Here is a 24,712-nt window from a genome sequence, read left to right on the forward strand (position 1 = left end):
GTGCCAGCGCGCCGGGGCGAGCGGCGCAGACCGGCCCGCAGACGGGACCGGGCGCCGAACCATCCGGTGCCGACGCGCCGAGGCGCACGGCGCAGGCCAGTGCGCAGACGGGGCCAGGCGGGGAACCATCCGGTACCGCCACGCCGAGGCGCACGGCGCAGGCCGGTGCGCAGACCGGGCCGGGCGCCGAACCATCCGGTACCGACGCGCCGAGGCGTGCGGTGGTGGCCGGCCCCCTGCGCGGGCCCTCCATGCCCCTGGGGGGAGTGCGGGCCGGAGGTGTGAACATCCCTTACGGCGGGGCCGAGTACTCGGGGGACGCGTGGACGTGGGCGCGGGCCGGGGACCGGGTGACGCTGATGCTGGCGGACGGGCTGGGGCACGGGCCGGAGGCCGCCCGGGCCTCGTCCGCCGCGGTCGCGGAGCTGCACCGCTGGGCCGGCCTCTCCCCCGCCGAAGCGCTGCGGCGGCTCCACGACGCGCTGAGGGGCACCCGGGGCGCGGCCGTCGCCGTGGCCCAGGTCGATCTGAGTGCCGGGCGGCTGCGGTTCGCCGGCATCGGGAACGTGGGCGCGCGGCTGCGCGCGGACGGCACCTGGCGTCCGCTGCTGTCGCGGCCCGGCATCGTCGGCGTCCACCGGCCCACCACCCTCCGCGAGGAGGAGGCCGACTGGGCGGCCGACCGGCTGCTGATCCTGCACACCGACGGCCTGCCCAGCCGCTGGACGCCGCCGTCCGACGCCGGTCCGCCGGCGGCCGACCCGGCCGTGACGGCCGCCGTGACGATACGCGACGCGAGCAGTCCCGCCCGCCCGGTGCGGGACGACACCGCAGTGGCCGTGCTGACTCCGACCCCGCCGGACCGCCCATGATGCGCACTTGGCAGATCACCACCGTCACCGACGCGGCACGCGCCCGCATCGCCCTGGCGCGCCTGGCCGCCGCCTACGGTGTGCCCACCCTCGAACGGACCAGGCTGACCACCGCCCTCAGCGCCCACCTGCGGCAGTGCCTCACCAAGGGCGGCACCTGGCGGCTCACCCTGAACCTCGCCGGGTCGCCCGCCGAGGAGGGCCTGCTGCACGCCGTGGTGACCCCGTCGCCGGACGCGTGCGCCGCCGGGGAGCCGCCCTGGGAGGTCACGGTCCCCTGCCCGGAGGCGGCCCAGGCCGGGGAGGGCGGCACCGTCGCCGACGACCCGGCCGCCCTCGCGGAGGCGCTGCTCGGCGCCGACGAGGACACGGCCGTGGTGCTGGACAAGCTGACCGAGCAGGAGGATCTGGTCGCCTTCCACCGCGAGGAGCTGCACCAGACCAACCAGGGCGTCCTGGCGCTGCACGCCGAGCTGGACGCGGCGGGCCGGGCACAGCGCGAGGCCTTCGCCGCCGAGCGCAGCGCCCGCAACGAGGCGGAGAGCGCCCGCCGCAGGCTGACGTTCCTCGCGGACGCGAGCGCCGTGCTGACGGCCTCCCTCAACCACGAGGAGATCGTGCGCCGGCTGCCGGACCTGCTGGTGCCGGAGTACGCGAGCAGCGTCGACGTCTGGCTGTTCGACCACGAGGACGACAAGCACCGTTCGTCGCCGCATCCGGCGGCGGCCGTGGTCGCGGCCCGTACCGGCCGGCCCCAGTACGCCGCCGACCATCCCGGCAACCTGCCCGGCGTCGACGACCAGCCGCCGTCGGCGCTGGACCCGGCGCGGCCGCTGCTGTGCGTCCCGCTGCCGACGCGCCGGGCGCCGCTGGGCGTGCTGACGCTGTCGCCGCCCGGCGGGCGCTGGGACCCGGACGACGCGGTGATGCTGATCGAGCTGACCCGCCGGGCCAGCATCGCGATCGACAACGCCCGGCGCTTCGAGCACAACCGGGACATCGCCGAGACACTCCAGCGCGCCCTGCTCACGGACCTGCCGGCCACGCCCGGCCTCAGCCTGGCCGCGCGGTACCTGCCGGCCACGCACGGCCTGAACATCGGCGGCGACTGGTACGACGCGTTCCCGCAGCGGGACGGCGGGCTCATCACCGTCATCGGCGACGTGACCGGGCACGGTCTGCACGCGGCCGTCATGATGAGCCAGCTGCGCACCGCGCTGCGGGCCTACGCCGTCGACGGCGACAGCCCGGGCCGGCTGCTGACCCGGCTGCACCGGTTCCTGCACCATCTCCAGCCGGACCTGTACGCCACCGCCGTCATCGCCCGGTTCCACCCGGACGAGCCCACGCTGACCTGGGCCGCCGCGGGCCATCCGCCGCCGGTGCTGCGCCTGCCCGACGGCAGTGTGCGCACCCTCGACGCCAAGCCGGGCGCCATGCTCGGCATCCCGCTCACCCAGGAGATCGACGACCACACGGTGCGTGTGGCGCCCGGCTCGACGCTCGCGCTGTACACGGACGGTCTGGTGGAGCGGCGCGCGCAGGGCATAGACCCGGGCATCGAGCGGCTGGCCACGGCGCTCGGCGGGTTCCGGTCCGCGGAGCTGGACGCGGACCTGGAGGGCTCGGCGGACCGGATCCTGCATCCGCTGCTGAGCGACTCCGAGCGCGACGACGACGTGTGCCTGCTGCTGTGTCATCTCCAAGGGGACGCGGCGGCCTGACGTCAGGTCGCGCGGGACCGGGTGTGCACGCGTTCTTCACTCCCGCCTGGTGCTTTTCGGCCACGGTGCGGGCATGGTGGTGATCGACACGTTCGTCTGCATGCCGCGTCCGGCTGGCGTACCGGTCGGGCACGGGGTGGGATCGAAGGGGTGCGAACCGGCGATCCAGGGGCAGTCGAAAGGCGTTCGAGGCAGACCGCCTGGAGCCGCAGAAAGGGATGAACACCGTGACACGACCCAGGATCCTGGTGGTTGGCGCAGGCTTCGCCGGCGTGGAGTGCGTCCGCCGCCTGGAACGGAAACTCTCCCCGGACGAGGCCGACGTCACGCTGGTGACGCCGTTCGCCTACCAGCTCTACCTGCCGCTGCTCCCCCAGGTCGCCTCCGGGGTGCTGACGCCGCAGTCGATCGCCGTCTCGCTGCGCCGCAGCAAGAAGTACCGCACGCGGATCATCCCGGGCGGCGCCATCGGCGTGGACCTGAAGGCGAAGGTCTGCGTCATCCGCACCATCACCGACCGGATCGTCAACGAGCCGTACGACTACATCGTGCTGGCCCCCGGCAGCATCACCCGCACCTTCGACATCCCCGGGCTGACGGAGCACGCGTTCGGGATGAAGACGCTCGCCGAGGCTGCGTACATCCGTGACCACGTCATCTCCCAGCTGGACCTGGCCGACGCGAGCCAGGACCCTCAGGAGCGGGCCTCGCGGCTGCAGTTCGTGGTGGTCGGCGGCGGCTACGCGGGCACCGAGACCGCGGCGTGCCTCCAGCGTCTGACGCACGCCGCCGTCAAGCGCTACCCGCGCCTCGACCCGGGGCTGATCAAGTGGCATCTGATCGACATCGCGCCGAAGCTGATGCCGGAGCTGGGCGAGAAGCTCGGCAGCAGCGCGCAGGAGATCCTGCGCCGGCGGGGCATCGAGATCTCCCTGGGCACCTCCATCGCCAAGGCGGGCCCCGAGGAGGTCACCTTCACCGACGGGCGGGTGATCCCGACCCGCACGCTCATCTGGACGGCCGGGGTCGTCGCCAGTCCCCTCATCGCCACGCTCGGCGCGGAGACGGTCAAGGGGCGGCTGGCGGTCGCCCCCGAGATGAACCTGCCGGGCAGCGACGGGGTGTTCGCGCTCGGCGACTCGGCCGCCGTGCCCGACCTGGCCAAGGGCGACGACAGCGCCATGTGCCCGCCCACCGCGCAGCACGCCCTGCGGCAGGGCCGGCACGTCGCCGACAACGTCATCGCGACGCTGCGGGGCCAGGCGATGAAGCCCTACGTCCACAAGGACCTGGGGCTCGTGGTCGACCTCGGCGGCACCGACGCGGTCTCCAAGCCGCTGGGCATCGAACTGCGCGGCCTGCCCGCCCAGGCCGTCGCCCGCGGGTACCACTGGTCGGCGCTGCGCACCAACGTCGCCAAGACGCGGGTGATGACGAACTGGCTGCTCAACGCGATCGCCGGCGACGACTTCGTCCGCACCGGCTTCCAGGCCCGCAAGGCCGCCCGGCTGAAGGACTTCGAGTACACGGACGCCTACCTGACGCCGGAACAGGTGCGGGAGCACGTCGAGGGAGCCGGCCGGCAGGAGTAGCGCCCGGCCCGGACGGGAGCTTCCGCTCGTGGCATGACATGCTGAGGTGCGGATCTTGGTGTGAGTGCGAGTCGGGAGAGAGTGCGGCGGCGTGAGGGCAGCGGGACGCTCGGTGCGGACACGACTGCGGGACCGGATCGCGGCGTCCGACCCCGGACTGCTGCGTCTGACGGCCGGGCTGCGGACGGTCGGCGCCATCGCCCTCACCCTGCTCGTGCTCTCCCTGCTGCGGGCGGATGTGCACCACTTGGTGGCGGGGGCCATGGCGGCGATGGTCGCCACCTTCGCCATCCAGGAGAAGCAGCTCGGCGCGCAGGCCGTCACACTGGCGTGGGGGCTGCCGGTGGCGCTGGCGTCCGTGTCCCTGGGCGCGGTGCTGAACACGCGTCTCGTCGTCGGTGACGTCTTCTTCGTCGTCCTGATCTTCTGCGCGGTCTACGGCCGCCGGTTCGGCGACCGCGGCACCGCGCTGGGGCTGATCGGCTTCCAGGTCTACTTCCTGTCCCTGTTCGTCGGCGCCACCGTCTCGGCGCTGCCCGTGCTGTGCGGCGCCATCGCCCTGGCGTTCTGCTCCAGCGCGGTGATGCGGTTCGCGGTCGTGCCCGCGACCCCGGCGGGCGTCCTGCTGCGGCTGCGGCTGGCCTTCCGCGCCCGGCTGGCCCAGCTGGTCTCCGCGCAGCTCGACCTCCTCGACGCCGGCCCGGACGAGATGGACAAGGCTCTGGAGGCCGTGCGCGAGGGCACCGCGCGGCTGCACGAGACGGCGATGATGATCCAGGCGCGGCTGGAGGAGGGCACTCCTGACGAGTCGGTGGCGCGGCTCGTGCAGCGCCGGATCGCGGACGCCGAGATCGCCGCCGAGCGGCTCGGCCTGCTGCTGCTGACCTCCCGCAGCGCCGAACGGGCCGACACCCTCACCCTGCACCTGCCGGGTGCCCCGGCGCCGTCGGTGGGGCACCCGGCCGTGCCGGACGAGGCCACCGCCACGCTCCGCCGTGATCTCCAGGCGCTGCGCACCCTCGTGCTGCGGGCCGGGAGGGGCGACTCGGGAACCGCGCTGGCCCATGTGCGCAACCGGCTCCTCGGCTACCGGGACGAGGACAACCTGCCGCCCGCTCCGGCCGCCGTCCAGGACGTCTTCCGGGCCATCGGTGAGGCCGCGCGGGCGGTGCTGGGGCTGCGGATCGCGCTGGACGGCCCGCAGGACGAGTCGGACGACTCCCCCGCCACGGCCCGCTCCCGCGAGGAGCTGGACGCCGAGGACGCCGCGATCGACGGCGGCGAGGAGCCGGCGCAGGAGGAGCAGGACAGGGGTCTGCGGCGCCCCACCACGCGCGCGGCCGTACAGGTCGCCGTCGGGTCGACGCTGGCCATCGTGGGCGGCGAGCTGCTGTCCACGCAGCGCTGGTACTGGGCCGTGCTGACCTGCTGGATCGTTTTCCTGAACACCGCCTCGACGGGCGAGATCCTGGTCAAGGGCTATCGGCGGCTGCTGGGCACGGTCTTCGGCGTCGTGGCCGGCATCGTGCTGGCGGGCCTGGTGGGACAGCACACCTGGACGGCGTTCGCCCTGGTCCTGGTGCTGATCTTCGCGATGTTCTACGTGGCGCCGCTGTCGTACACGCTGATGTCGTTCTTCGTCACCGCGATGCTGGGGTTGCTGTACACGCTGCTGCACACCTACAGCCTCGACGTGCTCCTGCTGCGGGTGGAGGAGACGGCGCTCGGTGCGGCCTGCGGAGTCGTCGCGGCGGCGCTGGTGCTGCCGGTGCGGACGGACCGCCGGACGAACGAGCTGCTCGGCACCGTGCTGGAGCGGCTGGCCGCCGTGACGGAGGCCGCGGTCGGCCAGCTCAGCGGCGGGCCCGCGGACGACCTGCTGGACAAGGCGCGCGACCTGGACCAGGCGCTGGCCGACCTGCGGGCCGCCACCCAGCCGCTGACCCACCCGGTCACGCCGCTGCGGGCCCGGCGCCACACGGCCCGGTACGTGGTGGCGCTGCTGGAGACCTGCGCGTACCACGCGCGGTCCCTGGCGGCGACCGCCGAGCTGCTGCCCACGCATCCCTCGATCGCGGCGGACCCGAGGCTGCGCGGGGCCGCGGGGCGCACGGTGCGCAACATCGAGACCATCGCGGCCCGGGTCGCGGACGAGCACGCCGGTGCGAAGGTCGAGACCGGGCCGAGCATCGCCTCGCTGCTGGGGTCCGACGCCGGCACACCGCGCTACGGCCGCATCACCGACCGCGTGCTGCGGCATCTGGAGCGGCTGGACGAGGCCGTGGTGGGCCTGGCCCGGCCGCTGGACGTGCCGGTGGCGGCGCCCCAGCAGTGACGCGGGCTCCCGCCGGTCAGAAGTCGGTGGGCAGCCCGCTCACCTCGGCGATGCCGCGGAGCTCCTCGGTCTGCCGGTGCCGTTCCTTGATGTAGTCGGCTATCTCGCCGAGGCGGACCGGGTCGGACGCGGTGGTCGCGTCGGTGACGATCCGGACCGGGCCGGTCTCGTCGACGTCGAGTTCGATCACTTCGTTGTCCAGGCGGCCGGTGACGGCGGTGGCGATGACGAGGGCCACCTCGTCACGCACCTCCTGGGGCAGTTCGTCATTGGCCCCGGAGTCGAGCGCGAAGTCGAGGCTGGACAGGCGTTCCTCGTCGATCGCCTCGAGGACCGGTTCCACCACACGCATCAGGAGGCGGTAGTCCTCCGTGTCCATCCGGATGCGCAGGAGGTCCAGGTACATGTCCACGGGCCGGCCGTCGCCATGCGGAATCTCGGAATCGCTCATCCGTCCCGTGTTCCCCGTACGGCGCGGCTCAGACGCGTCGCCAGCGGGCCATGGCGAAGGAGAACACCCCGAAGAGCACGAGCCCGGCCGCGACGCAGACCAGCAGCCAGGGGCCGAGCGGGGTGTCGGCGAAGCTGCGCAGGGTGTCGTCCAGGCCCTTGGCCCGGTCGGGCTCGTAGTCGACGGCGGCACGGACGGCGAAGAGGCCGGCCACGGCGAAGACCAGCCCGCGGGCGGCGCCGCCGGCCACGCCGGTGACGTCCACCAGCTGCCGGGTCCGCTGGCTCATCTGCCCCAGCCGCAGCTTGTCGTGGTACTTGCGGAGCACCGCCCGTACGCCGATCCAGCCGCCCACCGCGACGATCGCGATCCCGGCGGCGCCGACCAGCCACTGCCCGGCGGGTATCTCCAGGACCCTGGCGGTGGCGTCCCGGGACTGCTGGTCGCTGGAGCCGCCGCCGCTCTGGTCGCGGCTCGCCGCGAAGGAGAGCACGGAGTAGGCGACGAAGGCGTAGAACGCGCAGCGGGCCGTCGCGAGCAGCCGCTTGCGCGCGCTGCGGCCGTCCTGCCCGACGGAGCCGAAGAGCACCTCGGACAGCCGCCACAGGGCCATGCCGACAAGCCCGATGCCCAGGGCCCACAGCAGCACCGCGCCGAACGGCTTCTGCGACAGTTCCGCCAGGGCGCCCCCGCGGTCGGCCTGCTCGCCCGTGTCGCCGAAGGCGATCTGCAGGGCCAGCGCACCGACGAGCAGGTAGATCACGCCACGGGCGGCGAGGCCCGCACGTGCCGCCCCCTCGGTCACCGAACCCCGCGCCGCTCGCCGGGCCCGGAACCGACCTTGTGCCAACGCACTCGTGTCCATGTCGACCTCCCGGCCCTCCGGATGCCCCGGCTCGGCCACCGCACACCCGGCGCGGCCTCCGGACCAGGGGATTCCGGTCGGTGCCGGGCCGGTTGGGGTCTGCCGGACACCCGGCGCGGCGGACCCGGTCCGACAGACGTGCCGGCCGGGCACGGTGTGCCGGGCCGGTTCCGGCTGCCGGACGCCCGCCGGGGCAGGGACCCGGTCCGGCAGGCCGAGGCGCTAGCGGCGCCGGGCAGCGCCTACCGCTCCCGCGGCGAGACCTGCCCGCCGGGCACAGTGTCCGGCCCGGCGACCGCGGGCTGCCGGCGCCGCCCGTGACGAAGGGGCTCGCGGCGCCGGGGAGCGCGAGCGCGTACCGCTCCGGCGGCATGCCACGCACGAGCCCGGCCGCGGCTGTCGCCGTCGGCCGGGCTCGTGTTCCGCCTCGCCTTCCCCGTCGGGTCACACCCAGCCGTGGATCAGGCGTTCTCCGTGGCCGGGACGCGCTGTTCGGTGGCCAGGGCAGCGGTCTCGCGGGCCGGTGCGGGTGCGGCCGCGAGCCACTGGTGAGCCGCCTCCAGGGCGCGCCTGACGTCCCGGGTGCCGGTGGACACGCACAGCGTGTACGCCAGGTCGCGGGCGCGGGGGCTCAGCTCGGCCGGTCCGCGCGCGGCCTCGGCGGCCGACAGTGCCTCGTACTCGTCGACAAGTCGGCGCAGCACGGCTGGATGGGGCCTCAGCATGTAGTTCGCTCCTCGTGGGGTCGGTTGGTCAGGCCGTCGTGGAAGTGCCGCCGGTGCCCCGGTTGCCCGTCCGCTGCCCCAGGACCTCGTCGCGCACGCGGGCGCAGCTGCGGCTGATGAGGCGGGAGACGTGCATCTGGGAGATGCCGAGGTGGTCGGCGATGCGGCTTTGTGTCATGTCCTCGAAGAAGCGCATGTAGAGGATGGCCCGTTCGCGCTCCGGCAGGCGGCGCAGGCCCTCCTTGGCGGATTCGCGGTCGACGACGACGTCGTAGGACGAGTCTGCCGCGCCGAGGGTGTCCGCGAGGCTGTAGCCGTCGTCGTCGGCCGAGAGCTCGGCGTCCAGCGACAGGGTGCTGAAGCTGTCCAGCGCCTCGAGCCCGGCGCCGACCTCTTCCTCGGTCAGGCCGGTGTGGGCGGCGATGTCCGCCACGGAGGGCTCGGGGCTGCCCGGGTTCTGGGTGAGTTCACGGCGGGCCACCCGCACCTTGTTGCGCAGTTCCTGCACACGGCGGGGGACTCGCAGGGCCCACATGCGGTCCCGGAAGTGCCGCTTGACCTCACCGGTGATGGTGGGCACGGCGTAGCTTTCGAAGGCACCCCGGCTCGGGTCGAACCGGTCGATGGCCTTGACCAGCCCCAGGGCGGCCACCTGGCGGAGGTCCTCGATGGACTCTCCGCGGTCGCGGAAGCGGCCGGCGATGCGGTGGGCCATGGGCAGCCACAGCGTGACGAGCTCGTCGCGGACGGCTTCCCGCTCGGGTCCCTCCTCCAGCTCCGCCATCCGGGCGAAGAGGGCCGCGGTGTCAGGGGCGTCGTCGTGGCGCCGCCGGGGAGCGGCGGTCGTCGTTTCGGGCGTGCCGGGACGGTTGGTGGGCGTATCGATGAGCATGCGGATTCGCTCCTGAACGGTCGTTTCAGGGATGTACCGCGGGAGCGTCACGCCCGGATCGCCTGGACGGCCTCCGGGGCAGTCATACCGCTCCCGCTGGCGCGCCTCCGGTCCGAAGCACGAAACTGCGTCTGCCCTGCACCCGGTAGAACAAACTCCACTTTGCAGAGCAATCTGCCGGGGGGCTACCGCGCCGCTGTTCAGACGAGGGGCACGACGGCGGTGATGCACTTGCCGCCGGCGGGCAGGTCCGACACGCGGACGTCGCGGGAGAGCCGGCAGACGATGGGCCAGCCGTGGCCGCCGTGCCGCAGCCGTCCGTGCGGATCGGTGCGGGGCGGGGTGACGGGCAGTTCGTCACTGCGGTCGCTCACCGAGACGGCCACACCGGGCCCGTCGATGTCCACCCGGAAGTCGGTGACGCCGCCGCCGTGCAGGATCGCGTTGGTCGTCAGCTCCGAGGCCACGAGCAGCGCGTCGGACAGGGCGTCCGCGTCGCACGGTGTGTGGGTGGCGCGGCAGCGTTCGGCCACGGCGCGCTCCACCGCCCGGCGCGCCTCGGCGGGTTTGCACGGCCGGGTCCGGCCCGCGCCGGGCGGCTCGAATACAGATTCGATCGTGTGCTCCTCGCACATCCTGAAGCTCCCTGGTCACTGGGGACGGAAGCCGGATCCGGACCGCCGTCCGGGGCCGTCCGCACGGGCGCACCTGGGGCCCGCGGACCCGCTGCTTCCTCCAACCTGCCGCGGCGTCCGGGGCGCGCACCGCGCGAGCGCCGCGGGTCTCCCTCTTCGGCTGACCTCTCCCCGCACCTGCAAACCTCCGGCGCGCCCCGAAGGCCGAAAACACGTCGAACGGCCGTGAGTCGGTGCCATCGCCGCGCTCTCCCGGGGTACGCGGTGTCCCATGACCGATGTGGTGGATTCGGACGAACTGCTGCGGCGCATCCAGCGCGCGAGGGCCTGCGCGGCCGAGGAGGAACGGACGTGGCGGAGCAGGAGCGAGGAACTGGACGCGACCGACCCGCAGGGAGCGCGGGACGCGACCGTGCGGCGGATGTCCTACGAGGCGGTGCTCACGGTGCTGGACGAGATCCTGACCCCGGGCAAACGCACCGCGCAGGGCTGACCCGGCGGCGCCCGTGCCCGGTGCCCGGCCCGGGCTGATTGCGAGGGCACGGGCCGGGAACCCGGTGCGCATGACAGTCGACCACACCCGAGCACCGGTTCTGGAAGCCCTGGACGCCTACCGCCGCAAGGGGCACCTGTCGTTCACGCCGCCGGGGCACAAGCAGGCCCGCGGCGCGGACCCGGAGGTCCGGGAGGTCCTCGGTGACGCGGTGTTCCTCGGGGACGTGCTGGCCTCGGGCGGCCTGGACGACCGGCTGACCCGGGGCCGGGTGCTCCAGCGGGCGCAGGAGCTGATGGCCGACGCGGTGCACGCCGATCACACGTTCTTCAGCACGTGCGGGAGTTCCCTGTCGGTGAAGGCGGCGATGCTGTCGGTCGCGGGGCCGCACGAGAAGCTGCTGATCGGCCGGGACGCCCACAAGTCGGTGGTGTCGGGGCTGATCATCTCCGGTGTCGAGCCCGTCTGGGTCGAGCCCCGCTGGGACGCCGAGCGGCATCTGGCCCATCCGCCGTCCGCCGAGGACTTCGAGCGGGCCTTCGAGGCCCACCCGGACGCGCGCGGCGCCCTGGTCACGAGTCCCACGCCGTACGGCGGCTGCGCGGACCTGCGGGCGGTCGCCGAAGTGTGCCACCGACGCGCGCGGCCGCTGATCGTGGACGAGGCCTGGGGCGCGCATCTGCCGTTCCACCCCGACCTGCCGTCCTGGGCGATGGACGCGGGCGCGGACATCTGCGTGACGAGCATCCACAAGATGGGCAGCGGCCTGGAGCAGGGCTCCGTCTTCCATCTCCAGGGCGATCTGGTCCCGCCGGCACTGCTGGGGATGCGGGCGGACCTGCTGGGCACCACCAGCCCGTCGTCGCTGATCTTCGCGGGGCTGGACGGCTGGCGGCGGCAGATGGCGCTGCACGGCAAGGAGCTGATGGGCGGCGCGCTGGACCTCACGGCCGAGGTCCGGGCCGCCATCGAGGAGATCGACGGGCTGCACGTCAACGGCCGGGACGACTTCTGCGGCCCGGGGCTGTCCGACGACCTCGACCCGCTGCCCGGCGTCATCGACCTCACCGGCCTGGGGATCACGGGCTTCCAGGCGGCGGACTGGCTGCGCGAGCACCGGCGGATCGACGCGCATCTGGTGGACCACCGCCGCATCGGCGCGCAGATCACCCATGGTGACGACCGCGAGACGACCGGGGAGTTGCTGGAGGCGCTGCGGGACCTCGCGCGCGCCGCGCCGGACCTGCCCCGGGCGCCGCGGGTGGAGGTGCCCTCGCCCGCGGAGCTGCGGATGGAGCAGGCGGTGCTGCCCCGGGACGCGTTCTTCGGCACCGCCGAGGACGTGCCGGTGGCGGAGGCGGCCGGGCGGGTCGCGGCGGAGATGATCACGCCGTATCCCCCCGGCATCCCGGCCGTCCTGCCCGGTGAGCGCCTCACCGAGCCGGTGCTGGCGTATCTGCGCACGGGGCTGGCCGCGGGCATGCACCTCCCCGACCCGACGGACCCGGAGCTGGAGACGGTCCGGGTGGTCGCGGAGGAGTCGCGGTGACACCGAGTGAAACAGGTCACGCAACCGGTTCCACGCAGGCGCACGGCCGCGCGGATGGTTTACGGTTCATTCATACGTGGTGACGGAGTCGACCGTTGTCCTCCGTGTACCACCGCTTACGGCCCTGGCTGGTTTCCCCCGTCCAGCCAGGGCTTTCTCATGCCCGGAGAAAGTCGCGCACGCCGAGGTGCCCGGGGCCCCGCCAGCCGCTGAAATGGGCGTAGGGACAGCACCGCAGTCGACCGCCCGGCGAGGAGCTCCGCATGACCAAAGCGATCAAACTCCTGACCGCCCTGCCTCCGCCCCAGCGGCAGCGCCTGATGACGCTCGCCCGGGAGGTGTCCTTCCCCGAGGACACCCGGATCTTCGAGGCGGGCGGCACGGCCGACCGCTTCTGGGTCATCCGCTCCGGCGCGGTCTCCCTGGACCAGCAGGTGAACTCCCTGCAGCGGGTGACCGTGGCCAGCCTCGGCGCGGGCGACCTGCTCGGCTGGTCCTGGCTGTTCCCGCCGTACACGTGGGACTTCGGCGCGGTGGCGTTCAGCCCGGTCAGGGCCTACGAGTTCGACGCGCGGGCCGTGCTGGGGCTGTGCGAGGAGGATCCGCAGCTGGGACTGACGCTGGTGCGGAACGTCGCCGAGGTGCTCGCGCACCGGCTGGAGATGACCCGGGGCAAGCTCATGGAGCAGTACACGCTGCACCGGCGCGGGGCGCTGTGAGGCGTCGGACCGCGTTGTGAGGCTCGGACCGGCGCTGTGAGGTCTCAGACGCGGTAGCGCCGCAGCGCCGGTACGGCCGCGGCCAGGACCAGCATCACGGCGACGACCAGCAGTCCGCCGCCCGCGACGGCGGTGCGGGGGCCGAAGGCGGAGCCCGCGGTGCCGTGCAGCACGTCGGCGAGGCGCGGGCCGCCCGCCACGACGACGGTGAAGACGCCCTGCATGCGCCCGTGCATCTCGTCGGTGGCGGCGGACAGCAGGATCGCCCCGCGGAAGACCATGGAGACCATGTCGGCCACCCCGGCGACGGCGAGGAACGCCACCGCGACCCACAGGCTGCGGCTCAGCCCGAAGCCGGTGATGGCCACGCCCCAGACGACGACCGCCCCGATGACCATCCAGCCGTGCCGCCGGGCCCGGGAGAAGGTGCCGGAGAACAGCCCGCCGAGCACGGCGCCGATGGGGATCGCCGCGAACAGCAGGCCCAGCTGGGGCCCTTCTGATGGATCTCCGTGGGAGAAGGAGCGGCGTTCGGTGCGTGCGATCGGCGTGCGGGGCGGAGGGTCATGTGGCGGAGCCACCTGGCCCTTCGCGCCGTGCGGTGAGCGTGCGTGCCGGGCGTCGCGACGCCGCGGAGATCCATCAGAAGGGCCCCGGTCCCTCGCCGTACGGCGCGTAGGTCTGGGCGGCGAGCTGCGGGAACAGGGCGCGGGGCATGCCGAGGACCATGGCGACGATGTCGGCGAGGAAGGACAGCAGCAGCACCGTGTGCCCGGAGATGTAGCGGAAGCCCGCGGCGATCTCCTTCACTCCCGCGCGCCGCTTCGCCGTGCCGGCCAGGGGCGGCAGCCGGTACACGGCCCACACCGTGACGCACAGGGCCAGGGCGTCGATGAGGTACAGCTCGGGCAGGCCGATGACGGGGATGAGGGCGCCGGCGAGCAGGGGACCGGCGACCTGGCCGGTCTGCATGACGGTCGAGCCCAGGGCGTTGGCCGCGGGCAGTTCGTCCTCGGGGACCAGCCGGGCGATGGAGGCGTTGCGGGCGGGCGCGTTCAGGCCCCAGAAGGCCTGCTGCACCGCGAGCAGCAGCATGAGCGCGGCCACCGACTCCAGGCCGGCGAAGGCCTGGAGCCAGAACAGCACCGACGTGACGGCGATGCCGCTGTTGGTGATCAGCAGCAGCTTGCGCCGGTCCATGGTGTCGGCGACCGCCCCGCCCCACAGCGCGAACACGATGAGGGGCACGAGGCCCGCCATGCTCGCCGCGCCCACCCACGCCGAGGAGCCCGTGAGGTCGTAGATCTGCTTGGGCACGGCGACGGCGGTGAGCTGGCTGCCGACCGCCGTGACGATGGTCGAGACCCACAGCCGGCGGTAGGCGGGGCGGCGCAGGGGGCGGGTGTCCATGGCCCATCGGCGCCGGCCGCGCCGCCGGGGCGTCTCCGGCCCGGGGTCCCGCTCTTCGGTTCTGCTCTCGCTCGTGTCCACGCGCCGCTTCCTCGATGCTCGCTACATCTTTCGGGCGGGGATCACTATCGCACCAGCCGCCGCTGGCTCGGCGGCCGGTCTCAGCTTCCGGCGATGAGCAGGGCACCGAGCACGATCATGGTGGCGGCGACCAGGCCGTCCAGGACGCGCCAGGCGGCGGGGTTGGCGAGGAACCGGCCGAGCAGGCGGGCGCCGAACCCGAGGGCGGTGAACCAGCACAGGCTGGCCAGCACGGCGCCGAGGCCGAACGTCCAGCGCAGCGGGCCGTGGTCGGCCGCGACGGACCCGAGCAGGAACACGGTGTCGAGGTAGACGTGCGGGTTGAGCCACGTCATCGCCAGGCAGGTGAGGACGGCCCGGCGCACCGATCCGGCCGCCTCCCCCTCCGCCCGCAGCGCACCGCCGTCCGGCCGGAACACCCGGCGGGCGGCCAGGGCGCCGTAGCCGAGCAGGAACGCGCCGCCGATCCAGCCGACCGCCGTCAGCGCGCCCGGCCAGGTCACCACCACCGCGCCGACGCCGCCGACCCCGAGCGCGATGAGCAGGGCGTCGGACAGGGCGCAGATGCCGACGACGGCGAGGACGGCCTGGCGGCGGACCCCCTGGCGCAGGACGAAGGCGTTCTGGGCGCCGATGGCGACGATGAGGGAGAGGCCGGTGCCGAAACCCGCGGCCGCGGCGGTGAAGGAGCTGGTCATGGCCTTGACGCTACGGACGGACGCCTCTCGCGTACAGCTAAGGATTCTTACGTATCATTAGCCGGCGTGATGATGACGGATCTTCCGCTGGACCAGGTGCGGACCCTGCTCGCGGTGGTGGACGAGGGGACGTTCGACGCGGCGGCGGCCGCCCTGCACGTGACGCCGTCGGCGGTCAGCCAGCGGGTGAAGGCGCTGGAGCAGCGCACGGGGCGGGTCCTGCTGCTGCGCACCAAGCCGGTGCGGCCGACGGAGTCGGGCGAGGTGCTGGTGCGGCTGGCCCGCCAGGTGGCGCGGCTGGAGCACGACGCGTACGCGGAACTCGGCCTGAGCGGCACCGGCGAGCCGACGCGGGTGTCGGTGGCGGTGAACGCGGACTCGCTGGCGACGTGGTTCCTCCCAGTGCTTACTCGGGTGCCTCCGGAGCTGCGGCTCTGCTTCGAGCTGCGCCGCGAGGACGAGGACCACACGGCGGCGCTGCTGCGGGAGGGCGTGGTGATGGCGGCCGTGACCTCGTCCCCGGATCCCGTGCCGGGTTGTTCCGTGCGGGCCCTCGGCCGGATGCGCTACCTCCCGGTGGCCACGCCGGACTTCGCCGCGCGCCGGCTCGGCGGTCCTCTGGAGGAGGTGCTGCCCGACGCGCCCGTGGTGGCCTTCGACCGGCGGGACGACTTCCAGGACGGCTTCGTCCGCCGCCTCACCCGGGGGCGGAGCAACGCGAGCGCGCTGCGGCACTACGTGCCGACCTCGGAGGGGTTCGTCGAGGCCGTCGCCGCCGGACTGGGCTGGGGCCTGGTGCCCGAGGCCCAGGCGGGCCCCCTGCTGCGCGACGGCCGCCTCGTGCCGCTCGCCGGGGGACGGGTGACCGACGTGCCGCTGTACTGGCAGCAGTGGAAGCTCGACTCCCCCGCGCTGAAGCACGTGGCACAGGCGGTGACGGCGACCGCCGCGGAGGCGCTACGGCCCTGACGCCCTGGCCCCGGCCGCGTCCAGCCGGGCCGCCGCGCCGTCCATGGCCCGTGGGGCCTGCCCCAGCAGTGAGCGCTTCTCCGGCAAGGCGCTGTTTCACCACGCATCGACAGGTGACCCGAAAGGGAGTAAGCATCCGAAAGAACACGTTTCTACTGCGATGCAGGTGACTTCGATGGACAACTGGCGAGACCACGCTGCCTGCCGGCACGAGGACCCCGAGCTCTTCTTCCCGATCGGCACCTCCGGCCCGGCCCTCTTCCAGACGGAAAAGGCCAAGGCGGTGTGCCGGCGCTGCCCGGTCCAGGACCAGTGCCTGGAATGGGCGCTGGACACCGGGCAGTCCATCGGCGTCTGGGGCGGGACCAGCGAGACGGAACGGCGTGCCCTGAAGCGGCGCACGGCCGCCCGCCGCCGCTCCGGCTGACAGCGGCCCGCCGTGCCCTGGGGGTTCAGCTGCGACGCAGCGTCCCCCAGGGTTTTTCCTGCCGGGCCACCTCCGTCTTCGCCTCGTCGATCACCTGCTGGTCGATCCAGCACATCGGCCGGGCGTCGGTGACCAGCGGTTCGTTGTCGGGCCCGCGTGCCGTCTCCTTGCCCGCCAGCACCCAGGGACGGACGCCGGGCCCCTTCTCGTGCGGCAGATGCGCGTAGTCGTGCAGGCGGCGTGCCACCCACACCCGGCCGGGCCGGTCCTCCCACCACTCCTCGACGTCGAGCGGGTTGGCGGACAGGCCCGGCATGGACACGCCCGTCAGATCGTCGGTGCTGGACACGTCGCGGAGATCGGTCGCCGGGCCGCGGGACCAGCGGACGTACAGGCCCTGGTGCCGCTCGACCAGCTCGGTGAGTTCGGCGAGTGTGCGCACGACCGGCAGGTCGTCCGATCCACTCATGTCGTGACCTCCTCCCTCGACGCCGTCAGGCGGACGGAGTACCCCGCCCGGCGCGAGCGGAATCGGCCGTTCGGCACGACGCGCTGTCGGCCACGGCCGGGGTTACGCTCGCGGCAGATCCGTCCGCCGCCGAAGGGGGTCGTCCATGAGCGTGCGCGTCCGCCGTGTCTACGAGCCGCCCGAGCAGCGGGACGGGGCGCGGGTCCTGGTCGACCGGCTGTGGCCGCGCGGGCTGGCGAAGGACGCCGCGCGCGTGGACGAGTGGCCGAAGGCGCTCACCCCGTCGACGGAGCTGCGCCGCTGGTACCACGCGGGTGAGGGCTCGTACGAGGAGTTCGCCGGGCGGTACGAGGCGGAGCTCGCCGCCGGCGGGGCGGCCGAGGCCCTCGACCGGGTGCGGGACCTGGCCCGCGAGGGCGACGTGACCCTGCTGACCGCGTCGAAGACGCCGGAGCGGAGTCACGCCGCGGTGCTGGCCCGCCTCCTCGAAGCGTGAGGCGACGGGCCGTCCCGTACGGTCAGGCGGTCTGCTTCGCCGCCGCCCGGCCCGCCGCCCGGCCGGAGAAGAGGCAGCCGCCGAGGAAGGTGCCTTCCAGCGCGTTGTAGCCGTGGACGCCTCCCCCGCCGAATCCGGCGACCTCGCCGGCCGCGTACAGGCCCTCGACCGGTTTGCCGTCCGTCCCGAGGGCGCGGGAGTCGAGGTCGGTCTGGATGCCGCCGAGGGTCTTGCGGGTGAGGATGTGCAGCTTGACGCCGATCAGGGGGCCGGCCGCCGGGTCGAGGACGCGGTGCGGGGTGGCGACCCGGCCGAGGCGGTCGCCGATGTAGCGGCGGGCGTTGCGGATGCCCTGGACCTGGGCGTCCTTGGCGTAGGGGTTGGCGATCTGGAGGTCGCGGGCCTCGATCTGGCGCTTGATCACTGCCGCGTCGAGGAGCGGCTTGTCGGTCAGCTCGTTCATCTTCGCGACGAGCTGTTCGACGCTGGGCGCGGTGACGAAGTCGGCGCCCTTGCGCAGAAACGCGTCGACCGGTCCGGGCGCGCCCTTTCCGAGGATGCGCTCCTTGAGGAACCCGGTGCGGTCCTTGGCGGTGATGTCGGGGTTCTGCTCGGAGCCCGACAGGGCGAACTCCTTCTCGATGATCTTCTGCGTGAGGATGAACCAGGAGTGGTCGTACCCGGCGATGTCCTCGGTGGTGCGCAGGTGCTTCAGGGTGCCCAGGGTGTCGTAGCCGGGGAGGTACGGCCCGGGCAGGCGGCGGCCGAGGGCGTCGAACCACAGGGAGGAGGGGCCGGGCAGGATGCGGATGCCGTGGCCGGGCCAGATCGGGTCCCAGTTCTGCAGGCCCTCGGTGTAGTGCCACATGCGGTCCCGGTTGACCAGCCGTACGCCCGCCTCGGCGCTGATGTCGAGCATCCGCCCGTCGACGTAGGCGGGTACGCCCGTCACCATCTCGTTCGGCGGCGTGCCGAGGCGCTCGGGCCAGTAGCGGCGGACGATGTCGTGGTTGGCGCCGATGCCGCCGCTGGTGACGATGACGGCCTGGGCGGTGAGTTCGAACTCGCCGACCGGGTCGCGGTTGGAGGCGACGCCGCGGGGCGAGGTGTCCTCGGCGAGGACCGTGCCGCGCACGCCCCGGGCGGTGCCGCCCTCGACGACGAGCGCGTCGACGCGGTGGCGGTGGTGGAAGGTGAGCAGGCCGTCGCGGGCGGCCTGCTCGGCGTATCGGACGAAGGGTTCCACGACGCCGGTGCCGGTGCCCCAGGCGATGTGGAAGCGGGGCACGGTGTTGCCGTGCCCGTGCGCGGTGAGGTCGCCGCGCTCGGCCCAGCCGACGGTGGGCAGGAACGTGATGCCGTGGCCGTCGAGCCAGGACCGCTTCTCCCCCGCGGCGAACTCGACGTAGGCGCGCGCCCAGCGCACGGCCCAGGAGTCCTCGTCGTCCAGGCGGTCGAAGCCCGCGCTGCCCCGCCAGTCGCTCCAGGCGAGGTCGAAGGAGTCCTTGATGCCCAGGCGGCGCTGCTCCGGCGAGCCGACGAGGAACAGCCCGCCGAAGGACCAGAAGGCCTGTCCGCCGAGGTTGGCGGCGTTCTCCTGGTCGACGAGGGCGACCCTCCTGCCCCTGCTGGTCAGTTCGTGTGCCGCGACCAGGCCGGCCAGGCCCGCTCCGACGACGATGACGTCGGCATCCATGCGACCGTTCCCTTCTTCAGTTACGCGTGTCTTCGAGGGTGCCGCTGCCGTCGGTCAGCAGGGCCGTGAGCAGTTGCTTCAGCCAGGCCCGGGCGTGCTCGACGTCCCGGTCCAGCAGCAGTTGCACGGTGACGCCGTCGTACGCCGCGACCACGGCATGGGCGGCGCCGTCGGTGTCGCCCAGGACGGCGGGCAGGGCGGTGTGCCCGCGGGCGCGGGCGAGCCGGTCGGCGATCGCCCGCCGCAGCCGGGCGCGGTGTTCGAGCAGGCTCCGCGCCACGTCGGGGTCGCGGGCGGCGTGCACGAGGAAGTCCGTCTTCACCAGGAGCCAGTCCCGGTCGAGCAGCAGCACCTCGGTGACGCGGTCCACGGCGGCCGGCACGTCTAGGTCGGGGCCGTCGAGGGCGAGGGCCCCGGACACCTGCTCCGCGATCAGCTCGGCCCGTTCCTGGTAGAGGGCGAAGAACAGCTCGTCGAGGCTGGAGAAGTTGGAGTAGAAGGCGCCCCTGCTGTAGCCGGCGGCCTCGCACACCTCCTCGATCGAGACGTGCCCGAAGCCCTTGGCCGCGAACACGGCGAACGCCGCCTGGAGAAGGTTGGCGCGCGTGCGGACACGGCGCCTGGTCACGCGCCCGGTGGCTTCCTGATGCACGGACAGACCCCCTTTCGATACACGACTGTATTCGATACAGCGATGTATCGAAAGGCATCCTCTCCATGGAACACACTTTCGATTAAGGGGTACGCTGAACGCATGGCCAGGCATCACCTCCAGGGCTCCCTCTTCGACCAGGCCGACGAGCTGCGCCTCGGCACGCTCGACGGGATCCGCCGCACCGACCTCGGGTTCGGCGCCTGGCTCGACGTGCTGCCCGGGTGGCTCAGCGGCTCCGACGAGCTGTTCGAACAGCTGGCCGCACAGGTGCCGTGGCGGGCGGAGCGGCGTCAGATGTACGACCACGTCGTCGACGTGCCGCGGCTGCTCGCGTTCTACGGCGCCGGCGATGCGCTGCCGCATCCGGTGCTGGCCGAGGCGCGGGACGCGCTGAGCGCCCACTACGCCGGGGAGCTGGGCGAGCCGTTCACCACGGCCGGGCTGTGCTACTACCGCGACGGCCGGGACAGTGTGGCCTGGCACGGCGACCGGATCGGGCGGGGCGCGCGCGAGGACACCATGGTCGCCATCCTGTCCGTGGGGGCGCCCAGGGACCTGCTGCTGCGCCCGATGCGGGGCGGTCGCGACACGGTGCGTCGGCCCCTGGGCCACGGCGACCTGATCGTGATGGGCGGTTCCTGCCAGCGCACCTGGGAGCACTCGGTCCCCAAGAGCACGCGCGCGACGGGGCCCCGCATCAGCATCCAGTTCCGCCCGCACGGCGTGCAGTGAGACACGCCCAACGGCCGTGCCGCGCCGGTCCGTTGATCCGGGCCCGGTGATTTCGCCACCCGCGGGGTCTGCTTTTCTTGTCCCGTCGGGCTGGGACCGGGACCTCACCATGCGGGGCGATCATGCGGGCAGACATACACCACGTCGCGGACGGCACCTACCTGGTGCACGGATCCAACACGAACTGGGTGATCCTCACGGAGGGGGACGCCGTCACGCTGGTCGACACCGGCTATCCCGGCGACCGGGAGCGGGTCCTCGCCTCGCTCGCGGAGGTGGGGAGCGCTCCGGAGGCCGTCGCGGCGGTGCTGATCACGCACGCGCACAACGACCACCTGGGCTCCGCCGAGTATCTGCGGGCCACGTACGGCACGCCCGTGTACCTCCACGAGGCCGAAGTGCCGCACGCGCGGCGGGAGTTCCTGCACCAGGTGTCCGTCGGGACGGTGCTGCGCAACGGCTGGCGGCCGGGGGTGCTGCCGTGGGCGGTGCACGCGCTGCGCTCCGGCGGCACGGCCCACGTCCCCGTCACCGCCCCGGAGGCGTTCCCCGGTGACGGCGCCCTGGACCTGCCCGGGCGGCCCGTGCCGGTGCACACGCCGGGCCACACCGACGGGCACTGCGCCTACCACGTGCCGGGCACCGGCGTGCTGATCTCCGGCGACGCCCTGGTCAGCGGCCACCCCACCTCCCGCGTCGAGGGGCCGCAGCTGCTGCCGGACATGTTCCACCGCGAGCGGTCCCGTGCCGTGGCCTCCCTGGACGTGCTCGCCGGACTGGAGGGCGATGTGCTGCTGCCCGGGCACGGCCCGGTGCACCGCGGTCCGGTGCGGGACGCCGCGGACCGGGCCCGGGAGCGCGCCCTTTAGAGTGAGGCGACGATCGGCGGCGAGACAAGGACACCCGGCGCATGGCACTCCAGATCAGCGCGACGAACCCGGAGCATCCCGCGCTCCTGCTGGAACTGCCGTGGGACGTGCCCCTGGAGGAGTGGCCGGAGGAGTACCTCGTGCCGCTGCCGCGCGGCATCTCCCGGCACGTGGTGCGCTACTCGCGCGCCGGCGACGAGGTGATCGCCGTCAAGGAGCTGGCCGAGCGGCCCGCGCTGCGCGAGTACGAGCTGCTGCGCGACCTGGACCGGATCGGGATCCCGGCGGTGGATCCGCTGGCCGTGGTCACGGGCCGCGTCGACGCGGACGGCGCGCCGCTGGAGAGCGTGCTCGTCACCCGGCACCTGGGCGGCTCGATGCCGTACCGCTCGATGTTCGAGACGACCATGCGTCCGGCCACCATGCACCGGCTGATGGACGCGCTCGCCGTGCTCCTGGTGCGGCTGCACCTGGCCGGGTTCGCGTGGGGCGACTGCTCCCTGTCCAACACCCTCTTCCGGCGCGACGCGGGCGCCTACGCGGCCTATCTGGTGGACGCCGAGACCGGTGACCTGCACCCGCAACTCAGCGTCGGGCAGCGCGAGTACGACCTCGATCTCGCCCGGGTGAACATCAGCGGGGAACTGCTGGACCTGGAGGCGTCCGGGGCGCTGCATCCGTCCGTCGACCCGGTCGAGTTCGGCATGGAGATCTGCGCGCGTTACCGCGGTCTGTGGGACGAGCTGACGCGCACGTCCGTCTACCCGGCCGGCAAGTACCACTACATCGAACGCCGGATCCGCCGCCTGAACGACCTCGGCTTCGACGTGGCCGAGATGCAGATCGAGCACGCCTCGAACGGTGACACGGTCACGTTCGTGCCCAAGGTCGTCGACGCGGGTCACCACCAGCGGCAGTTGCTGCGGCTGACCGGGCTGGACACGGAGGAGAACCAGGCCCGGCGGCTGCTGAACGACCTGGAGAGCTGGATGGCGACCCAGGACGACTACGCGCCGGGCGACCCCCTCGGCGCCCGCCCCGAGGTGCTGGCCCACCGCTGGGTGCGGGAGGTTTTCCGGCCGACCGTGCGTGCGGTCCCGCTCGAACTGCGCGGCGCGATGGACCCGGCGGAGATCTACCACCAGCTCCTCGAACACCGCTGGTACATGTCCGAGCGCGCCCAGCACGACATCGGCCTCGACACGGCGGTCGAGGACTACATCAAGAACATCCTCCCGAAGGCGAGCGAGACACTCCAGCCGACGGCGGAATGAGGCCGGGGGCCGCCAGGCCGGGGGCCGCAGGCCGCCAAGCCAGGGGCCGCAGGCCGCCAAGCCAGGGGCCGCAGGCCGCCAAGCCAGGGGCCGCAGGCCGCCAAGCCAGGGGCCGCAGGCCGCCAAGCCAGGGGCCGCAGGCCGCAAGCCAGGGTGCAGCGACCCGGCCTGGCGGCCGACCGGCGCCGCGCCACCGGCGGACCGTGACCCGGGGCGCCGGGCACCGCGCGCCCGCCGTCCGACGGGGGGCGGACCGACGTCCACTGGCGGCTCCGAGCATGGCCCCGGTCGCTTGTCGGCAGCGGCACAGAACAGAGGCGCCATCGCTCGCGCATGGCGGCAGACGCGAGGGGCGCGCCGTCCACAGCGGTAAGCGGGAACTCGGGCGCCCGCCGGCACGGCGCAGAGCAGCGGCCCGGGCGTTCCTCGTCGCGGGCGCGGGCCGCGCCCGCGCCCAGGCCGTGAACGGCGACCGGGCGGCGGCCGTCAGGCCGCGCCGCCCGCGCCGAGTGGGACCGCCGCCGTCCGGAAGGCGGCGGCAGACGCCAAGCGCACGGCCTCACCGGCCGCCGCAGACGCCGAGCACGCCGCCACCCACCACTCAGCGCACCCACCACTCAGCGCACCCACCACCCACCACCCATCACTCACGGCAGCAGACACCGAAGGGGGGCGGTTACGTGTGGGGGACCACCGCCACCGGGCAGTCCGCGTGGTGGAGGACGCCGTGGGCCACCGAGCCGATGCGGGCGCCGACGGCCGTGCGGTGGGCGCGGCGGCCGACGACCATCAGCTGGGCCGTGCCGGCCACCGACAGCAGGACCTGCCCGGCGCTGCCCATCTCCACGTGCTCCTCCACCGGCACGTCGGGGAAGCGTTCCCGCCAGGGCCGGACCGCGGCGGCCAGGGCCTTCTTCTCGTAGGGCTCCAGTCCCCCGGCCTCGTCGAGGAGCTTCAGCGAGCCGGGGCTGTAGGCGAACACGGGCGGCAGCGTCCAGGCGCGTACGACCCGCACGGTCGCCCCGCGCGCCGCGGCCGTCTCGAAGGCGAAGCGCAGCGCGTCCGCGTTGTCCTCCGGGTCGCCCTGCTGGCCCACGACGACCTCGCGCCCTGCGGCCTCGTCCGAGGGCTGGTCGCCGGCCCGGACGAGCACCACGGGCCGGGTGGTCTCGGCGATGACCTGCTGGCCGACCGAGCCGAGCAGGAAGCCGACGATCGGCCCGTGCCCGCGCGAGCCGAGTACCAGCAGTTCGGCGTCGGCAGCGGCGGCGACCAGGGTGTCGACGACCGGGCCCTCCACGACGTCCGTGGTCACCTCCAGGTCCGGGTGCCGTTCGGTGACGGTCCCGACGGCCTCGGTCACCGCGCTGTGCACCCACTCGGCCTGACTGTCCGCGTCCCCCTCGATCCCCGCTTCGAGCGCCTCCCGCGGCTGGAACCGCCAGGCGTGCACCACGCGCAGCGGCCGATCGCGCCGCACCGCCTCGCGGGCCGCCCAGCCGAGGGCCGCGAGGCTCTCCTGTGATCCGTCGACCCCTGCGGTGATCGGGCGTGTCATCCGGCTGCCTCCTTGTGTGGAAAAAGTCGCTGGCGTTGATGATCAGTCTTCCCTACCCTTCGCTCCATGTCTTTGGAGTGGGAACAGGTCATGGTGGACTCGGCCGACCCGGAGGCCCTGGGCCGCTGGTGGGCCGAGGCGCTGGGCTGGACGGTGGTGAACGACGCACCCGACGAGTTCGAGATCCGGCCGGCCCCCGACCGGCTGCCCGGGTTGCTGTTCACGAGCGTGCCGGAGCGCAAGACGGTCAAGAACCGCCTCCACCTCGACTTCCGGCCCGACGACCAGGAGGCCGAGGTCGCCCGGCTGCTGGCGCTCGGCGCGCGGCACGCCGACATCGGGCAGGGCGAGCAGTCGTGGGTGACGCTCGCCGATCCGGAGGGCAACGAGTTCTGCGTGCTGGGGGCCTTCAAGAGCTGATCCCCGTATCCGGGCACGGTGCGGCGATCGAACATACGATGGGCGGAGGTCGGCGCGGTGCCCCGGGACGCCGTGCCGGGAGTCAACCGCCCGGCGTGGGGGACGT

Annotated in this window: 23 protein-coding genes and 3 pseudogenes; 14 read left to right on the forward strand and 12 right to left on the reverse strand. The window is 73.5% G+C overall.

The window, feature by feature from the left end; genetic code table 11:
- Positions 1-263: 263 nt before the first annotated feature.
- The 4 genes and pseudogenes from IE255_RS39750 to IE255_RS36855 form a co-directional block, all read left to right on the forward strand.
- Positions 264-872, forward strand: a pseudogene (locus IE255_RS39750) (SpoIIE family protein phosphatase); the annotation flags it as partial.
- Positions 869-2,596: a PP2C family protein-serine/threonine phosphatase gene (locus tag IE255_RS36845; RefSeq protein WP_190054785.1), complete on the forward strand. Its 1,728-nt coding sequence runs from the start codon at positions 869-871 to the stop codon at positions 2,594-2,596. The pseudogene IE255_RS39750 and the gene IE255_RS36845, both read left to right, overlap by 4 nt.
- Positions 2,597-2,814: 218 nt before the next feature.
- Entirely contained in the window at positions 2,815-4,188 is a 1,374-nt protein-coding gene (locus IE255_RS36850) for an NAD(P)/FAD-dependent oxidoreductase (protein WP_190054786.1), read from the forward strand.
- 91 nt (positions 4,189-4,279) lie between these two features.
- Positions 4,280-6,523 carry an FUSC family protein gene (locus IE255_RS36855; RefSeq protein WP_190054787.1) on the forward strand — a complete coding sequence of 748 codons (2,244 nt, stop codon included), beginning with the start codon at positions 4,280-4,282 and terminating at the stop codon, positions 6,521-6,523.
- 16 nt (positions 6,524-6,539) lie between these two features.
- On the opposite strand, the gene IE255_RS36860 is transcribed toward IE255_RS36855, so the two are convergent.
- The 5 genes from IE255_RS36860 to IE255_RS36880 all read right to left on the reverse strand — a co-directional run bounded on the left by IE255_RS36860 (position 6,540) and on the right by IE255_RS36880 (position 10,091).
- The gene (locus IE255_RS36860) at positions 6,540-6,974 is read right to left on the reverse strand and encodes a hypothetical protein (RefSeq protein WP_190054788.1); all 435 of its coding nucleotides are present in this window, start codon (positions 6,972-6,974) and stop codon (positions 6,540-6,542) included.
- A 28-nt stretch (positions 6,975-7,002) separates the two neighbouring features.
- The gene (locus tag IE255_RS36865) at positions 7,003-7,839 is read right to left on the reverse strand and encodes a DUF1206 domain-containing protein (protein WP_190054789.1); all 837 of its coding nucleotides are present in this window, start codon (positions 7,837-7,839) and stop codon (positions 7,003-7,005) included.
- A 461-nt stretch (positions 7,840-8,300) separates the two neighbouring features.
- On the reverse strand, positions 8,301-8,564 hold the full coding sequence (locus tag IE255_RS36870) for a DUF5133 domain-containing protein (protein WP_190054790.1): 264 nt from the start codon (positions 8,562-8,564) through the stop codon (positions 8,301-8,303).
- A 28-nt stretch (positions 8,565-8,592) separates the two neighbouring features.
- Complete coding sequence (locus tag IE255_RS36875) at positions 8,593-9,456, reverse strand: RNA polymerase sigma factor SigF (RefSeq protein ID WP_190054791.1); 864 nt, start codon at positions 9,454-9,456, stop codon at positions 8,593-8,595.
- A gap of 200 nt (positions 9,457-9,656) precedes the next feature.
- The gene (locus IE255_RS36880) at positions 9,657-10,091 is read right to left on the reverse strand and encodes an ATP-binding protein (protein ID WP_190054792.1); all 435 of its coding nucleotides are present in this window, start codon (positions 10,089-10,091) and stop codon (positions 9,657-9,659) included.
- A gap of 271 nt (positions 10,092-10,362) precedes the next feature.
- Here IE255_RS36880 and IE255_RS36885 point away from each other — a divergent pair, with 271 nt between their 5' ends.
- From IE255_RS36885 to IE255_RS36895, 3 genes are all read left to right on the forward strand, one after another.
- Positions 10,363-10,584 (forward strand): hypothetical protein, encoded by a 222-nt coding sequence (locus IE255_RS36885; RefSeq protein ID WP_190054793.1) that lies wholly within the window; start codon positions 10,363-10,365, stop codon positions 10,582-10,584.
- Positions 10,585-10,654: 70 nt separating this feature from the next.
- Entirely contained in the window at positions 10,655-12,133 is a 1,479-nt protein-coding gene (locus IE255_RS36890; RefSeq protein ID WP_190054794.1) for an aminotransferase class I/II-fold pyridoxal phosphate-dependent enzyme, read from the forward strand.
- A gap of 263 nt (positions 12,134-12,396) precedes the next feature.
- A complete protein-coding gene (locus IE255_RS36895) occupies positions 12,397-12,852 on the forward strand; it encodes a cyclic nucleotide-binding domain-containing protein (protein ID WP_190054795.1) in 456 nt (151 codons plus the stop codon).
- A gap of 44 nt (positions 12,853-12,896) precedes the next feature.
- Here the strand turns inward: IE255_RS36895 and IE255_RS40640 are convergent.
- The 3 genes and pseudogenes from IE255_RS40640 to IE255_RS36910 all read right to left on the reverse strand — a co-directional run.
- Positions 12,897-13,343 (reverse strand): annotated as a pseudogene (locus IE255_RS40640) (MFS transporter); the annotation flags it as partial.
- Positions 13,344-13,508: 165 nt separating this feature from the next.
- Positions 13,509-14,343: pseudogene (locus tag IE255_RS40645) on the reverse strand (MFS transporter); the annotation flags it as partial.
- Between the two features lie 80 nt (positions 14,344-14,423).
- On the reverse strand, positions 14,424-15,041 hold the full coding sequence (locus IE255_RS36910) for a LysE/ArgO family amino acid transporter (protein WP_190054796.1): 618 nt from the start codon (positions 15,039-15,041) through the stop codon (positions 14,424-14,426).
- A 69-nt stretch (positions 15,042-15,110) separates the two neighbouring features.
- Between IE255_RS36910 and IE255_RS36915 the strand changes: the two genes are divergently transcribed.
- Positions 15,111-16,010 carry a LysR family transcriptional regulator ArgP gene (locus IE255_RS36915; RefSeq protein ID WP_190054833.1) on the forward strand — a complete coding sequence of 300 codons (900 nt, stop codon included), beginning with the start codon at positions 15,111-15,113 and terminating at the stop codon, positions 16,008-16,010.
- Between the two features lie 175 nt (positions 16,011-16,185).
- Positions 16,186-16,437 (forward strand): WhiB family transcriptional regulator, encoded by a 252-nt coding sequence (locus IE255_RS36920; protein ID WP_190054797.1) that lies wholly within the window; start codon positions 16,186-16,188, stop codon positions 16,435-16,437.
- A gap of 25 nt (positions 16,438-16,462) precedes the next feature.
- Here IE255_RS36920 and IE255_RS36925 read toward each other — a convergent pair whose 3' ends face one another.
- Positions 16,463-16,906, reverse strand: coding sequence for a DUF6098 family protein (locus IE255_RS36925; RefSeq protein ID WP_190054798.1), 444 nt, complete (start codon positions 16,904-16,906; stop codon positions 16,463-16,465).
- 145 nt (positions 16,907-17,051) lie between these two features.
- Between IE255_RS36925 and IE255_RS36930 the strand changes: the two genes are divergently transcribed.
- Positions 17,052-17,402 carry a DUF488 domain-containing protein gene (locus tag IE255_RS36930; RefSeq protein ID WP_190054799.1) on the forward strand — a complete coding sequence of 117 codons (351 nt, stop codon included), beginning with the start codon at positions 17,052-17,054 and terminating at the stop codon, positions 17,400-17,402.
- Positions 17,403-17,424: 22 nt separating this feature from the next.
- Here IE255_RS36930 and IE255_RS36935 read toward each other — a convergent pair whose 3' ends face one another.
- Both IE255_RS36935 and IE255_RS36940 read right to left on the reverse strand, forming a co-directional pair.
- Complete coding sequence (locus IE255_RS36935) at positions 17,425-19,098, reverse strand: FAD-binding dehydrogenase (RefSeq protein ID WP_190054800.1); 1,674 nt, start codon at positions 19,096-19,098, stop codon at positions 17,425-17,427.
- 16 nt (positions 19,099-19,114) lie between these two features.
- Positions 19,115-19,726, reverse strand: a complete 612-nt coding sequence (locus IE255_RS36940; RefSeq protein WP_190054801.1) for a TetR/AcrR family transcriptional regulator — start codon at positions 19,724-19,726, stop codon at positions 19,115-19,117.
- A gap of 126 nt (positions 19,727-19,852) precedes the next feature.
- Here IE255_RS36940 and IE255_RS36945 point away from each other — a divergent pair, with 126 nt between their 5' ends.
- The 3 genes from IE255_RS36945 to IE255_RS36955 all read left to right on the forward strand — a co-directional run bounded on the left by IE255_RS36945 (position 19,853) and on the right by IE255_RS36955 (position 22,628).
- Complete coding sequence (locus IE255_RS36945) at positions 19,853-20,485, forward strand: alpha-ketoglutarate-dependent dioxygenase AlkB (RefSeq protein ID WP_190054802.1); 633 nt, start codon at positions 19,853-19,855, stop codon at positions 20,483-20,485.
- Between the two features lie 122 nt (positions 20,486-20,607).
- A complete protein-coding gene (locus IE255_RS36950; RefSeq protein ID WP_190054803.1) occupies positions 20,608-21,354 on the forward strand; it encodes an MBL fold metallo-hydrolase in 747 nt (248 codons plus the stop codon).
- 41 nt (positions 21,355-21,395) lie between these two features.
- Positions 21,396-22,628 carry a DUF4032 domain-containing protein gene (locus IE255_RS36955; protein WP_190054804.1) on the forward strand — a complete coding sequence of 411 codons (1,233 nt, stop codon included), beginning with the start codon at positions 21,396-21,398 and terminating at the stop codon, positions 22,626-22,628.
- A 676-nt stretch (positions 22,629-23,304) separates the two neighbouring features.
- Here the strand turns inward: IE255_RS36955 and IE255_RS36960 are convergent.
- Entirely contained in the window at positions 23,305-24,186 is an 882-nt protein-coding gene (locus IE255_RS36960) for a universal stress protein (RefSeq protein WP_190054805.1), read from the reverse strand.
- A 66-nt stretch (positions 24,187-24,252) separates the two neighbouring features.
- On the opposite strand from IE255_RS36960, the gene IE255_RS36965 reads away from it, so the two are divergent.
- Positions 24,253-24,606 carry a VOC family protein gene (locus tag IE255_RS36965; RefSeq protein ID WP_190054806.1) on the forward strand — a complete coding sequence of 118 codons (354 nt, stop codon included), beginning with the start codon at positions 24,253-24,255 and terminating at the stop codon, positions 24,604-24,606.
- Positions 24,607-24,712: the final 106 nt, after the last annotated feature.

Origin of the sequence: Streptomyces lomondensis (assembly GCF_014651035.1) — a bacterium.
GTDB lineage: Bacteria > Actinomycetota > Actinomycetes > Streptomycetales > Streptomycetaceae > Streptomyces > Streptomyces lomondensis.